The 13,996-nt window shown below is 54.1% G+C and carries 10 protein-coding genes and 1 pseudogene; 7 read left to right on the top strand and 4 right to left on the bottom strand.

The features are described 5' to 3' along the window. Both L1D47_RS19700 and L1D47_RS19695 read left to right on the top strand, forming a co-directional pair. Nucleotides 1-241 (top strand): integrase core domain-containing protein (locus L1D47_RS19700; RefSeq protein ID WP_239882331.1); only part of this gene is annotated, 241 nt, incomplete at its 5' end. Nucleotides 242-1,052: 811 nt separating this feature from the next. Beyond that, nucleotides 1,053-1,337 (top strand): hypothetical protein, encoded by a 285-nt coding sequence (locus L1D47_RS19695; protein ID WP_239886493.1) that lies wholly within the window; start codon nt 1,053-1,055, stop codon nt 1,335-1,337. 212 nt (nt 1,338-1,549) lie between these two features. Here the strand turns inward: L1D47_RS19695 and L1D47_RS19690 are convergent, their stop codons facing one another. Both L1D47_RS19690 and hldE read right to left on the bottom strand, forming a co-directional pair. After that, nucleotides 1,550-2,401, bottom strand: a complete 852-nt coding sequence (locus L1D47_RS19690; protein WP_239886492.1) for a hypothetical protein — start codon at nt 2,399-2,401, stop codon at nt 1,550-1,552. Beyond that, nucleotides 2,398-3,828 (bottom strand): bifunctional D-glycero-beta-D-manno-heptose-7-phosphate kinase/D-glycero-beta-D-manno-heptose 1-phosphate adenylyltransferase HldE, encoded by a 1,431-nt coding sequence (gene hldE, locus L1D47_RS19685; protein WP_239886491.1) that lies wholly within the window; start codon nt 3,826-3,828, stop codon nt 2,398-2,400. Before hldE ends, L1D47_RS19690 begins: the two co-directional genes overlap by 4 nt. A 105-nt stretch (nt 3,829-3,933) precedes the next feature. On the opposite strand from hldE, the gene L1D47_RS19680 reads away from it, so the two are divergent. From L1D47_RS19680 to L1D47_RS19660, 5 genes are all read left to right on the top strand, one after another. Next, nucleotides 3,934-4,860, top strand: a complete 927-nt coding sequence (locus L1D47_RS19680) for an LpxL/LpxP family Kdo(2)-lipid IV(A) lauroyl/palmitoleoyl acyltransferase (RefSeq protein ID WP_239886490.1) — start codon at nt 3,934-3,936, stop codon at nt 4,858-4,860. 369 nt (nt 4,861-5,229) lie between these two features. Beyond that, the gene (locus L1D47_RS19675; RefSeq protein ID WP_239886489.1) at nt 5,230-7,521 is read left to right on the top strand and encodes a nitric-oxide reductase large subunit; all 2,292 of its coding nucleotides are present in this window, start codon (nt 5,230-5,232) and stop codon (nt 7,519-7,521) included. Nucleotides 7,522-8,312: 791 nt separating this feature from the next. Beyond that, a complete protein-coding gene (gene norR, locus L1D47_RS19670; RefSeq protein ID WP_041508446.1) occupies nt 8,313-9,848 on the top strand; it encodes a nitric oxide reductase transcriptional regulator NorR in 1,536 nt (511 codons plus the stop codon). Nucleotides 9,849-9,872: 24 nt separating this feature from the next. Beyond that, complete coding sequence (locus L1D47_RS19665; RefSeq protein ID WP_239886488.1) at nt 9,873-11,300, top strand: pitrilysin family protein; 1,428 nt, start codon at nt 9,873-9,875, stop codon at nt 11,298-11,300. Then, on the top strand, nt 11,297-12,739 hold the full coding sequence (locus L1D47_RS19660; RefSeq protein ID WP_239886487.1) for an insulinase family protein: 1,443 nt from the start codon (nt 11,297-11,299) through the stop codon (nt 12,737-12,739). The genes L1D47_RS19665 and L1D47_RS19660 overlap by 4 nt, the downstream gene beginning before the upstream one ends. 349 nt (nt 12,740-13,088) lie before the next feature. On the opposite strand, the pseudogene L1D47_RS19655 reads toward L1D47_RS19660, so the two are convergent. Beyond that, nucleotides 13,089-13,747, bottom strand: a pseudogene (locus L1D47_RS19655) (IS5 family transposase); the annotation flags it as partial. 9 nt (nt 13,748-13,756) lie between these two features. After that, nucleotides 13,757-13,996 (bottom strand): integrase core domain-containing protein (locus L1D47_RS19650; RefSeq protein WP_239886169.1); only part of this gene is annotated, 240 nt, incomplete at its 5' end.

Here is a 13,996-nt window from a genome sequence, read left to right as displayed (position 1 = left end):
GAGTCGACGAGGAAACTGCTGGGACAACAGCCCGATGGAGCGCTTCTTTAGAAGCTTAAAAACAGAATGGATACCGATGACCGGCTATCGGGATATCGGTGAGGCTAAGAGTGAAATTTCACGATATGTGACGGGGTATTACAGTCAGCTGAGACCACATCAATATAACGGTGGGCTGACACCCAATGAGTCAGAGCGAAGATACTGGCTTGAATACAAAACCGTGGCCAATTTTAGTTGACCACTACAGTAGTGCACTACATTACAATCGCTCTGCCTTGTATAAAATCGATACAGAATGCTGCAAAAATGAACGCGAAAGATAAACAGGCCCTAACGAAAAATGAATTTAGGGAAGGTGCGAACAAGTCGTCGCACAGCTCTGGCTTTGATAGCAGCGACAGTTCAAGGCATTCAACTGAGGGCATGCCGAGGCCTGCTGAAGTTGAATAACGCCGAAATGGTGTTGCTATCAAAGCCCCGCAGGGCGAGGCTTACAGCGGTATTTGCTGCGTTACAGTTCTTGCGAAGGACTAGGGCCATTCGCTGCAAACTGTGCCTAGCATCTATCCACTTTAAGCACACGCAGAGCAAGCTCGGGACTCGCACAGCTCTGGCTTTGATAGCAGCGACAGTTCAAGGCATTCAACTGAGGGCATGCCGAGGCCTGCTGAAGTTGAATAACGCCGAAATGGTGTTGCTATCAAAGCCCCGCAGGGCGAGGCTTACAGCGGTATTTGCTGCGTTACAGTTCTTGCGAAGGACTAGGGCCATTCGCTGCAAACTGTGCCTAGCATCTATCCACTTTAAGCACACGCAGAGCAAGCTCGGGACTTATTCGCACCTTCCTTAGATAAATCTTCTTGATAAATTTGCAGTTTATTTTTTATCTTCTCGACCTTGCTTTTTGGTGAAAAGTTATCCAAACATTTCGGCTATACTTAGCGTGAGAGGCCACGCTTTGGCCGGGTGAATCGCTTGCATATTGACTTAACATCTGATTATATAATCATCATGTAACAATGTTAGCGTTTCCTAAAGAGGCTTTGAAAATGCAAACTCAAGTGCTAAATAATGGACTGCTCTCTTTCGAGGATAGGCGCGTTTCTCAGGCTCACACTAACGAACATTGGGACAGGTTAACGACGGCGCAGCGATTCGCCTTCTACACCTTAGCGAAACTTGGTTATCAGCTACTCTTTGTCAGACAAACGCCTACGACAAGTACGGCTATCGCCAAGCAGGAAGATCAACTCGCGACCATAGACGACAATGGTGATATCGACTTTAATCCAGATATCATCCTGCGCGAACGCCGTCCACCTCGAAAGCAATAAGTTAAAAAAGGAGCCTCTGGCTCCTTTTTTATTTTCCCAACCGTTCCGGTTATACCAATCACAGTAAATATGTGATCAGAAATAGCGCAGGAAAAACGCTTGAGAACAAAGCAGGATTTTTAGATAAGTAGTTATTCTACAATTAAAAATATTAATACAGTTATCGAGCGTTTTAACAAGCTAGCATGATCAATTATTTATTACGATTGGTATTACTCCCCCTGCATCGCCTGTTCGGTCAACCAGCGATCGGCGGCCTGTTCCCCCATCAAGTGCTTCAGGGTTGGCCGGATGATGACGCCCATCTCGGGTCTGCGCCAGAACATGTAATGGGGCAGCTTAGCCTGGGTCGCAGCGCCGAACACTCTATGGAGCAGGCTGGCAAACTCATCTAGGGTCTCCTGATCGTATTGCACCAGATCGGGATAGATGGCGTCGATGAGACTATCGAAATCCTCAAATTCCCCTAACGCCTGCCAGCTATATCGAGTGAGCAGCTGAGAGAGCATGGGCGTCGACCAGTGAGAGATCGCCTTCACGTTCTCAAACACCTCCAGGTTACGTCTGTGATACTGCTGCCAGGCCAAGGTTTCCGGCCGGCCCGCCTTAGCAAGCGACCAGAGCAGGTAAAAATCTGCCAGCCACTCGTGTTGGTAAGGCGTTAGCTTATCGGCTTGCAAGTAAGTGGAGCGCGAACGGCTCACCTCCAGGTGCCCCAGCTCGTGAGCCAGGGTCATCTGCTTGGCCTGCGCTATCGGCAGGGCATAGACCTGGCCGTTCCACAGCGCCGAATAAGACTTGGGAATGCGCGCCTCGGCCAGCAACACCAGGCCAGTAACACTTAAATTGGTAATACCTGGATCGCCCAGGGGCCTGACCATGGCACCGCGGCGGCCCATCTGACTCACCAGCGTTTGAGAATTGAGGGGTAATTGCGCCCTGGCCTCAGGGGGTAACTGGGCCAGACACTCATGAATGTGAGACGTTTGACATACCAGGGCCTGACCTTGGGGCATGGGCGCCCAGAACCAGGCACTGGCGATCAGTAACGTCCCTGCGATCACTGCTTGGCCATGATATTTTCGATGATGGCCGTAGTAGAGACGCCATCTTCGAAGCCTAGCACCTCGACGCTGCCACCGGCGGCGATCACCTCTTTGCCACCGGCGATCTCTTCTACCTTGTAGTCACCCCCCTTCACCAGCTTGGTGGGTAGCAGTCTGGAGATGATACGCTGTGGCGTATCTTCGCTGAAGGGCACCACCCAGTCTACCGAGGCAAGACCCGCCAGTACCGCCATACGACGTTCCAACTTGTTGACAGGACGGCCGTCACCCTTGAGGCGCTTCACCGATTCGTCATCGTTGACCGCCACGATAAGCCTGTCACCCAATGCTCTCGCCTGCTGCAGGTAGCTCACATGGCCGGCGTGCAGGATGTCGAAACAGCCATTGGTCATCACCACGCGCTCGCCCTTCAGCTTGGCCTGCTCCAGGGCATAGGCCAGCTGATCTTCACTCACCACCCCATAGCCGCTCTCGCCATGGCTCAGATTAAGCGCCGCGATAAGTTCGATGCGACTCACGGTAGAGGTACCCAGTTTACCAACCACGATACCCGCCGCCGTGTTGGCCAGGGCGCAGGCCACAGGCAAGTCGCAACCTACCGCCAGCGAAGTCGCCAATGCCGAGATCACAGTGTCACCGGCGCCGGTAACGTCATAGACCTCACGGGCAACGGTTGGAATGTGCAGCTCAGGGCCATCTTGGGTGATCAGCGTCATCCCCTTCTCGGAGCGGGTCACCAATAATGCCTCGAAATCGAAATCGCGCATCAGCTGCTTGGCCTTGGCCACCAGATCCGCCTCATCGGCCACGGCACCGACCACCTGCTCAAACTCACTCATGTTAGGGGTAAGCAGGCTGGCACCGCGATAACGGGAAAAATCACTGCCCTTAGGATCCACCAGCACCTTGACCCCTTTGGCCTTAGCCTTGGCAATAAAGGCCTGAGGCGTAGCTATCGCCCCCTTGGCGTAATCTGACAAGACCACCACGGCCACCTTATCCAGTTCTTTCTCGGCACTTTCCAGCAAGGCCTGACTCTGCTCGGCCGGATAGGCCTCCTCGAAGTCGAGGCGAATCAACTGCTGGTTGCGGGACAAGACGCGTAACTTAGTAATGGTTGGCAGGTGAGCCACTCTGTGCCACTTAGGCGCAACGCCCATGGCCTCAACCCCTTGGGTCAGGGCGGCGGCGGTTTCATCCTCACCCACTATGCCCGCCAGGCTCACCTGACCGCCCAAGGCGGCGATGTTCAGGGCAACGTTTGCCGCCCCGCCGGGTCTGTCTTCTATTTGATTCACTCTTACCACAGGCACAGGCGCCTCGGGCGAAATACGCCCCGTTGGGCCGCTCCAGTATCTGTCTAACATCACATCACCGACGACCAGAACGTTTGCTTTTTCGAAAGCTGGCAGAGAAATCTTCATATGGCACTTATCTTTTTGCGAAAATTAATCCCTGATTATACCTAATTTTCCCAACAAATTGAGTTAGAATAAGCAGTAATTTTTGTAAACCCCATAGGGTCAACCGTGGTCGAAAACGCTCAATTCTCCGCTCAATTTTTCCATCCCAAATACTGGATCATCTGGTTAGGCGTCGGCTTGATGCGCCTGACCCAGCTGCTGCCGCTCAGGGCCCAGATGAAACTGGGCCGAGGCATAGGCCGCTTAGCCATGGCGATCGCCGGCAGCCGCGTCAACACTGCCAAACGCAACATCGAACTCTGCTTTCCCGAGATGAGCCCGGCCGAGCAACAGGCCTTGTTGACCCGAAACTTCGAAGAGACAGGCAAGGCTATCTTCGACATCGCCAACGCCTGGTGGTGGAGCGATGAACGCATTCAGCGCCATATGACGATTAAAGGCCAGGAAAATGTGGAACAGACACTGGCGGCGGGTCAGGGGGTTATCCTCTTTGCGGTGCACTGCCTGCCACTGGAGATGGGCGCACGCATCTTTGGTCAATTTCAGCCGGGTATAGGCGTCTACCGTCCCCACAACAATCCGCTGATGGAATACCTCCAGGTCAAGGGGCGCCTGCGCTCCAACAAGGGACTGGTGCCTAAACGGGATCTCAGGCAGATGGTGCGCAGCCTGCGCAATCCAGATGTGATCTGGTATACCGCGGACCAGGATTTTGGCCGTTCAAGCGCCGTCTTTATCCCCTTCTTCGCCGTACAGGAAGCCGCAACCATCACGGGTGCCACCACCCTGGCCAAGCTAGGCAAGGCCAAGGTATTGCCCTTCGTGGTGGTGCGTAATCAGGATGACAAGGGATACACCATAGAGATCCAGCCACCGCTGGAGGATTTCCCTGGGGAGAACGAGCTCGAAGATGCCAAGCGAGGCAACCGCATAGTAGAGTCCATTATCGGCCGCAGCCCGGCGCAGTATATGTGGCTGCATAGACGCTTCAAGACGCGCCCCAATAAGGATGACCCGTCGCTCTATCGCTAGAGGCCTGTAGACTGTCGCCTTACAGCTAAAGGCTCAGGCATTAACACTGAAGACTTAGACATTACCGCTAAAGGCTCAGCCCCTATCCCTAACGGGAAACGCCAGATAAAGCCAGCCATTGAGGCTGGCTTTTTTGTCACCAAGCATCACCTCACCGAGCCAACAAGTATCAAATCGACACAGACAAAACACACACTGTCATTTTGACATATGGTGTCATTTTTACACCCTGACGCAAGTGTCATAATGACAACTTAATAAGACACCAATATAAGGTTAATCGGTAATAATCAACAACTTAAAAAATTGGCACACTAGATGCTATTACAGGGTACTCCACACCTACAATATATTGCGCTGAGAGGCTCTATGAACAAACAACGGCTAACGGCGATAGCACTCTTGATAGTACTTATCGCTTCATTCTCTGTCCTGCTAAGCATAGGCAGTGACATCTATCGCGAAAAACCTCCGATTCCCACTGCCTTTACCGATGTTCAGGGTCAGCCCCTGTTCACTCAAAATGATATCGAACGCGGCCAACTGGTTTGGCGCTCTATGGGCGGACACCAGCTGGGCTCAATCTGGGGTCACGGCTCCTACGTTGCCCCGGACTGGACCGCAGACTGGCTACACCGTGAGGCTCAGGCCTGGTTAGATATCACCGCCAAGGCGCAATATGGCAGAAGCTTTAACGAACTGGACTCTATCAAGAAAGCCGGGCTCGAGCAGTCTCTGCGTGACGATCTTCGCCACAACAGCCTGACCACCTCGGCCAATGGTGAGATTCACATCAGCCTGTCTGACACCCGCGTCAAGGCGATTGAAGAGGTTTCGGATCACTATCTGTCTCTCTTTGGTGACGATCCTAAGCTTGCTACTCTGCGTGAACAATACGCGATGAAAGAAGGCACTGTACCCGACCTAGAGCGTCGCCAGCAGTTAAACGCCTTCCTATTCTGGGGTGCCTGGGCCGCCATCACCGAACGTGAAGGTCAAGAGTACACCTACACAAACAACTGGCCATTCGACCCTCAGCTGGGTAACACGCCAACCTCTGACAACATCGTCTGGTCTATCCTGAGTATCGTTACCCTGATCGCAGGTGTCGGTGCCCTGGTTTGGCACCACGCGGCTGGCAAGCATGAAGAGCTGCCAACACCCGCCAAAGAAGATCCCCTGTTCCTCAAGAAGCCAACGGCCTCACAGAAAGCCGTGGGTAAATACTTCGTTACTGCGGTCGGTCTCTTCCTGCTACAGGTCCTCCTAGGGGGCATCACGGCTCACTACGCGGTAGAAGGCCAGAACTTCTACGGTATTCCGTTATCCGAGATCCTGCCTTACTCAGTGACACGTACCTGGCACACCCAGCTAGCAGTATTCTGGATCGCCACCGCCTGGCTTGGCACAGGCCTCTATATCGCACCTGCACTATCGGGTTACGAGCCTAAGTTCCAACGCCTTGGCGTCAACGTCCTCTGGGTTGCCCTAGTAGTCGTAGTACTGGGCTCAATGGCCGGTGAATGGATTGGTGTACAACAGTACTTCGACCTGGACACTAACTTCCTCTTCGGTCATCAAGGATACGAATATATCGATCTCGGCCGCGTCTGGCAGGTACTGCTACTCGCTGGTCTATTAATCTGGCTAACCCTGGTCACCGCCGCCATCCGCCCAGCCCTTAAAGTACAAGGTGAGATGCGCCCTGTGATCTGGGTACTGTACGCCTCTTGTGTCGCCATTGGCCTCTTCTATGGTGCCGGCCTCTTCATGGGCAAGCACACCAACCTGGCTATCGCCGAATACTGGCGCTGGTGGGTAGTTCACCTATGGGTAGAAGGCTTCTTCGAGACCTTCGCGACCTCTGTTATCGCCCTGATGCTGGTACGTCTTGGCCTAATCCGTGCTCGTAGCGCCAACGGCGCCGTACTGTTCGCCACTGTTATCTTCCTCACCGGTGGCCTTATCGGTACCCTGCACCACCTCTACTTCACTGGTACACCTACGGGTGTGATCGCCTGGGGCGCCATCTTCTCAGCACTGGAAGTGGTACCGCTAGCACTGATCGGCTTCGAAGCTATCGAGAGCTACCGTATGCGTAACGCCAGCCCTTGGATGATTCGCTACAAGTGGGCCATCATGTTCTTCGTCGCAACAGCCTTCTGGAACTTAGTGGGTGCCGGCGTACTGGGCTTCCTGATCAACCCACCAATCTCGCTATACTTCATCCAGGGTCTTAACACTACTGCGACCCACGGCCACGCTGCCTTCATGGGTGTATACGGTATGCTGGGTGTTGGTCTGATGCTCTTCTGTCTGCGCGGTCTCACCGGTCAGATCCAATGGAACGACAAGCTGCTTAAGGGTGCCTTCTGGAGCCTGAACATAGGTCTGGCGGCCATGGTCTTCATGTCACTGCTACCAGTCGGTCTGACTCAGTTCTTCGCCGTCATCGAAAATGGCTACTGGTTCGCCCGTTCACCAGAAGTGATCCACAGCCCATTGGTTGAGACACTGGTATGGATGCGTGTCCCAGGTGACGTCATCTTCGGTGCAGGTGGTCTATTCCTTGGTGCCTTCCTGTTCGACATCATCAAGAAGGCCATCGGTGCCAAGGGTACTCAACCCGTTGCCGATTCAACACTGTCGGCTAACGCATAAGGCCTGACATCACTCGACAAAGGGGTCATAGCGACCCCTTTTTACCCTCAAAGCAAGTGTAAAAATGACAATAAACATTAGTGTTAAATTGACATATACTAATACCAATCACAGTAAACATGTGATCAGAAATAGCGCAGGAAAAACGGCTGAGAACAAAGCAGAATTTTAGATAAGTAGTTATTCTACAATTAAAAATACTAATACAGTTATCGAGCGTTTTAACAAGCTAGGGAAGGTGCGAACAAGTCGTCGCACAGCTCTGGCTTTGATAGCAGCGACAGTTCAAGGCATTCAACTGAGGGCATGCCGAGGCCTGCTGAAGTTGAATAACGCCGAAATGGTGTTGCTATCAAAGCCCCGCAGGGCGAGGCTTACAGCGGTATTTGCTGCGTTACAGTTCTTGCGAAGGACTAGGGCCATTCGCTGCAAACTGTGCCGCACAGCTCTGGCTTTGATAGCAGCGACAGTTCAAGGCATTCAACTGAGGGCATGCCGAGGCCTGCTGAAGTTGAATAACGCCGAAATGGTGTTGCTATCAAAGCCCCGCAGGGCGAGGCTTACAGCGGTATTTGCTGCGTTACAGTTCTTGCGAAGGACTAGGGCCATTCGCTGCAAACTGTGCCTTGCATCTATCCACTTTAAGCACACGCAGAGCAAGCACGGGACTTATTCGCACCTTCCCTAGAATGATCAATTATTTATTACGATTGGTATAAGATCTAAAACCACCGCAGCATGCCAGTAGAGAAGGATACAGCCTGGCATAGGTGCTACATTTCGGAGACCCCATGGCACTAAGTCAAACCCAACTGACGCGGATGGCGTTAGATATCACCTCGGGATTGTCCAATCATGACAGGTTCTCGCGCCTGCTCGACACCATCAGGGAAAGTATGCAGTGCGACGCCGCGGCGCTGCTGGAATTTAAGGGTCAGCAGTTCACCCCATTAGCCATCAACGGCCTGAGTCCCGATGTACTTGGGCGCCGTTTCGTCCTCCACGAGCACCCCAGATTGGAGGCGATCGCCCGTGCCGGTGACGTGGTGCGCTTTCCCGCCGACAGCGATCTACCCGATCCCTACGACGGCCTTATTCCCAATCAGGGCGATAACCTCACGGTACACGCCTGTATCGGCCTGCCGCTGCTGGCCGACGGCAGCCTGATCGGCGCCGTGACCATAGATGGCTTCGATCCCGATCAATTTAAGTCCTTCACCAATGAGCAGCTCAGAGGGATCAGCGCCATCGCCTCGGCCTCCCTCAACAACGCCCTGCTGATCGACAAGCTGGAGAAACAGGCGCTGCAGGCCCAGTGGGACAAGGACGACGGCACGACCCAGAATAAGGAAGGCACCAAGGAGATCATTGGTCAGTCCCAGGTGATGAACAACCTTAAGCAGGAGATCGCCGTGGTGGCACCGACGGATCTCAACGTGCTCATCATGGGCGAGACGGGCACGGGTAAAGAGTTGATCGCCCATGAGATCCATCAGGGGTCCATGCGCGCCGCCCAGCCCTTGGTCTACCTCAACTGCGCCGCCCTGCCAGAATCTGTGGCCGAGAGTGAGCTGTTTGGCCACGTCAAAGGGGCCTTTACCGGCGCCGTCAGCAACCGCAGCGGTAAGTTCGAGATGGCTGACAAGGGCTCGCTGTTTCTCGATGAGATAGGCGAACTGCCACTGACATTGCAGGCCAAGCTGCTCAGGGTATTACAGTATGGAGATCTGCAACGCGTCGGTGACGATCGCAGCCTCAAGGTAGACGTGCGGATCATTGCCGCCACCAATAAAAACCTCAAAAACGAGGTGTTAGCCGGACGCTTTCGTGCCGACCTCTACCACAGACTCAGCGTCTTTCCCTTAGTCGCCCCGCCGCTGCGAGAAAGGGAGCAGGACATCACCCTACTGAGCGGCTTCTTCGTCGAGCGCTGCCGTCAGCAACTAGGACTGCAGACCTTAAGGCTCAGCCCAGCCAGTCTGGCGATGCTCGAGGGCTACCAATGGCCAGGCAACGTCAGGGAACTGGAACACAGCATCTACCGTGCGGCCATTCTTGCAAGGGCTCAGTCGTCCGGCAGTAACGGCCTTATCAATCCCGAGCATTTCGAGTTCGCCAACTCGGCGCCGCGCAGCGTCCAGAGCAGTGGCAAAACCGTTGCGCCACAATTTAGTGGCAGCCTCAAGCAGGCGACCGAAGCCTTTCAGGCCGACTACATACGCCAATCCCTCACCCAGCACGATAACAACTGGGCCGCAACCGCCAGAGAGCTCGAGGTCGATTCGGGGAATTTACACCGTCTGGCAAAACGGATAGGGTTAAAGTAAGTCAATTTCAGAAAATACAATAAGATGCCAAGCCAGACACGCCGCTATTCCCTGCTCGTTGCTCTGCTGAGCCTACTAGGCTTTAACGCCATCGCCAGTGAGCCAAGCCTGGAGACACTGGCGGCGCCTCTCTATCAATTGGAGCAAAAGCTTAGCCGGCATGAGCTCGATAACGGCCTGAGCCTCTATCTGTTGCCGCTACCCAATAAGCAGAGTGTCGCCATCTCCAGCCAATTTGCGGTAGGCTCGCGCAACGAGAGCGAAGGCGAATCGGGTTACGCCCATCTGTTCGAACACATGCTGTTTAAGGGCAGCGAGAATGCCCCCGGCGACAGCTATGGCCAGACCATGAGCGCCCATAGCGGCTACTTCAACGCCAGTACCTTCTTCGATGCCACCAACTACTATGTCAATCTTCCCAGCCAGGCGTTAGCGCTGGCACTCTGGCTCGAATCGGATCGCTTCATCCGCCCCAGACTCAGCGAAGAGGCGGTGCGCAATCAGCAACAAACCGTGCTCGAAGAGATGGCTACCACCATAGACAACCAGCCCTATATTCGCCCGGCCATGACCTTTCTGCTCAACCAGGTAAAGGACAGCCCCTATGGCCACGCGGTGATCGGCTCAGTTGACGATGTATCGGCGGCCACACCCGCCAGCCTGAGCCGTTTCCACCATGACTTCTACCGCCCAGATGCCATGCAGCTGGCTATCGTCGGCGACCTGCCGTCACAAACCTTGAGCTGGGTGGAGCAGTACTTCGGGAGCTGGCAGAAACCCAGTCGTCCGCTGGCGCACTTCTCCCCCCTGGCCGTCGAGCGACAGCCGGTGCGAGGCGAGATAGTCGATAGCCGCGGCCCCTGGCCGGGACTCTTGCTGGCCTGGCACACGGTCGGCACCTTAGATCCCGACGCGGCGGCGATGACACTGGTCGAGGATTACCTGCTGCAAAACCGCACCAGCATGCTGGAGAAACTGCATCTCAAGGCGCCAGAAACCCTGCTGCACTACTCCGTTCCCCTGTCGATGCAACATCTCGGCGTCATGAACCTGGTTCTAGTCCCCAGAGCCAAGGTCTCCCTCGACGAACTCAGCCAGCGCATCACAGAGATGGTCGACCGGCTCGCTACTCAGGGGGTCACATCGACTGAACTTGAACGGCTCAAGCGTCGCTGGCTGCTGGCCCAGCTGAGCAAACTCGACAACGACGTCAGCCTGGCTAACCTGCTCAGCGCCAGCCAACAGAGGGATAAGCTCAATCCCCTTACCGCCCCCTGGGAGCGAATTTCGGCCGTGACTCAGGAGGATATCAAGCGGGTCACCCAGCAATATCTCAGCCCGGGTTTCGTTCGCCTGGATCTGCTTCCACCCTGGTACATACGATGGGGTAAGGCGATATTAGAGTGGCTCCCCGACGGCATGTCCGACTCATTGGAGGAGAAGGTACTATGAGACAGATGAGCGTACTCCTGATCCTCGCCTGCACACTCTTAAGCGGTGGCTGCCAGCAGACCCGGCTAAGCTTTACACAGGTAGAAGCCCCTAAGGTGCCGAGTTTCGACGCACCGACCAATGCCCCAGCGCTGGCAAGAAGCGAGTTTACTCCTTTGGCGCGCCCCGAGGTTATCTCGCTGTCAAACAAGGTGAGCCTGCATAGACTTCCCGGCATGCCCTCGCAGTTGTCCGGCATACACCTGCTGGCCGTCAGCCCGGATGCGCCCTATGAAAACCTCGATATACTGCATACGGCGCTGCAGCAGCATAGCGTCAAGCTGGCCAATCACCACGACATGCCCTGTCTCGAAAGCCTGAGCATACACCCCAGCATCCATGGGCTAAGGCTCAGCCTCAAATGCCCGGCATCTGAGCTAGTGCAGGCGGTGGACATCCTGGTGCAGAGTTGGTCACCTGAGGCCTATGGCGAGCTTGATCTGGCCAAACTCAGGCGCCAGCTCGCCCTGGATAAACATATCAGGGCCTTTAACGGCAGCGAGGTAGAACAGGTCTGGGTCGACAAGATCTTAGGTAGCGCACATCCCTACAATAAGGCCTTGAATAACAGGGCGCTGCAACAGAGCCTGGATGAGCCTCAGCTGCTCGCCCTGCTCAGGCAGACCAAGGCCCAGAGCCACTGGCACCTGCTGCTGGAGGGAGGTCCCGACATAGATGACAGCTTAAGGCAGAAGCTTACCACCAGCCTGAGCCAACTGGGCCAGCAGCAAGCGGATGAGGCCAGCTTCGTCGATACTTTTAGCCCCTACGGCAAGCAGCTGTTTGTGATCGACGCCCCCGGTACGGTGCAGACTCAGGTACGGATCGGCTATCACCTGCCACTCACACAAGATGACCAGGCCGACTCGGCGTTTGCCTGTGAGGCCCTCAGTCGCTGGCTCGGCCGTAGCTTCTCGGGGCGTCTCTACTTCGATCTCAGGGAGCAAAGGGGCCTCACCTATGGTATCTATGGCCGCTGTTTCAACAATCCTATGGCAAGGATCCTCAAATACTTTGGTGCCACCCAACAGCAGCATACGGGCGCCTTCATTCGTGGCATCTTAGATCACCTGGCGCTGGCCGCCGATGCTCCGCCCTCGGCGGCCGAGCTCGCCGCACTGAAGACCTCTCAGTTCAGTCGACTCGCCCTGCGTCGGGATGATCCCGGCCAACGTATCGAGGACTACAGTCAGGCCATTGCGCGCCAAGCCAACGCCGACTCGCTATCCGATCGACTCTTGCGCTGGCAACAGATGACACCCGAATCGCTACAAGCCATGGCAAAGCAACACTTTGGCCAAGTACCTGTTATCGTCATCCGTGGAGACTTTGAACGCATCAGGCCTGATCTCGAGGAAAAGCTACCCGACTGGCAACTCAAGCTCACCTCGGTGGACTAATCTCACCGCAAAGATGGGGCGTAAAAATCACCCCCCATCGCTGTTCACTTTCCCCCACCTAGCCACAATATCCTTTGGGATTCCTGCCCAAAAGGATATAAACCCTAAGTCGTCGCCCCTTGATATTAATTCCTTCTTATATAGAATACGTAAAAATAAACGAGCGTTTAATAATTTAGCAATAATAAAGTCTTACGCCCTGACAAATAAACAAACCCTATTAGGGAAACTGCGAACAAGTCCTGCAATTTAGGTATCGCCTGATTTTTGAACGCTAACTGTTCAATTTTGGCCAATATACTGCCGTTTTACGCCGAATTTCGACCTAATTCCGCGCTATTCCCGGATTTCAGACAGATCTTGGCTGTCGTCGTAACATCTGGTCTACTTTATACAGGTTCGCCAAGGTGAATAGCATGGCTAACTGTGAGTCATTTTTCGTCAGCCCTTTATAGCGTGCTTTGATAAAGCCGAACTGACATTTGATGATCCGAAACGGGTGTTCTACCTGAATAGCATGGCTAACTGTGAGTCATTTTTCGTCAGCCCTTTATAGCGTGCTTTGATAAAGCCGAACTGACATTTGATGATCCGAAACGGGTGTTCTACCTTCGCCCGAATGCTGGCTTTTAAATACTCGATGTTGATGGCGGTTTTATTCTTGCGGGGATGCTTCTTCAGCGCCCGAACTTTGCCGGGACGCTCTGCTATCAGCCATTCCACATTAGTATCTTTCAGCTCTTTGCGTTTTTCTGCGCCTTGATAACCAGCATCGCCAGAGATGAATTCCTCGTCGCCATGCAACAGATTTTTCAACTGGTTCAGGTCATGTTCATTGGCGGCGGTGGTCACCAACGTATGGGTGAGGCCACTCTTTGCATCCACGCCAATGTGAGCTTTCATACCGAAGTGCCATTCATTGCCTTTTTTAGTCTGATGCATGTCCGGGTCACGTTCATTCTTTTTATTTTTAGTGGAGCTGGGTGCTTGAATAATCGTTGCATCGACCTGTAGTGGTCAACTAAAATTGGCCACGGTTTTGTATTCATGCCAGTATCTTCGCTCTGACTCATTGGGTGTCAGCCCACCGTTATATTGATGTGGTCTCAGCTGACTGTAATACCCCGTCACATATCGCGAAATTTCACTCTTAGCCTCACCGATATCCCGATAGCCGGTCATCGGTATCCATTCTGTTTTTAAGCTTCTAAAGAAGCGCTCCATCGGGCTGTTGTCCCAGCAGTTTCCTCGTCGACT

Source organism: Shewanella sp. Isolate7, from assembly GCF_022398425.1.
In the GTDB taxonomy this organism is placed as follows: Bacteria; Pseudomonadota; Gammaproteobacteria; order Enterobacterales; family Shewanellaceae; genus Shewanella.
This window is presented reverse-complemented; position numbering and strand designations above follow the sequence as displayed.

Excerpts from the sequence above, each read along its gene's own strand:
- L1D47_RS19665 (WP_239886488.1), top strand. The coding sequence starts at position 9,873 with ATGCCAAGCCAGACACGCCGCTATTCCCTGCTCGTTGCTCTGCTGAGC.
- L1D47_RS19675 (WP_239886489.1), top strand. The coding sequence starts at position 5,230 with ATGAACAAACAACGGCTAACGGCGATAGCACTCTTGATAGTACTTATC.
- L1D47_RS19660 (WP_239886487.1), top strand. The coding sequence starts at position 11,297 with ATGAGACAGATGAGCGTACTCCTGATCCTCGCCTGCACACTCTTAAGC.
- L1D47_RS19695 (WP_239886493.1), top strand. The coding sequence starts at position 1,053 with ATGCAAACTCAAGTGCTAAATAATGGACTGCTCTCTTTCGAGGATAGG.
- hldE (WP_239886491.1), bottom strand. The coding sequence starts at position 3,828 with ATGAAGATTTCTCTGCCAGCTTTCGAAAAAGCAAACGTTCTGGTCGTC.
- norR (WP_041508446.1), top strand. The coding sequence starts at position 8,313 with ATGGCACTAAGTCAAACCCAACTGACGCGGATGGCGTTAGATATCACC.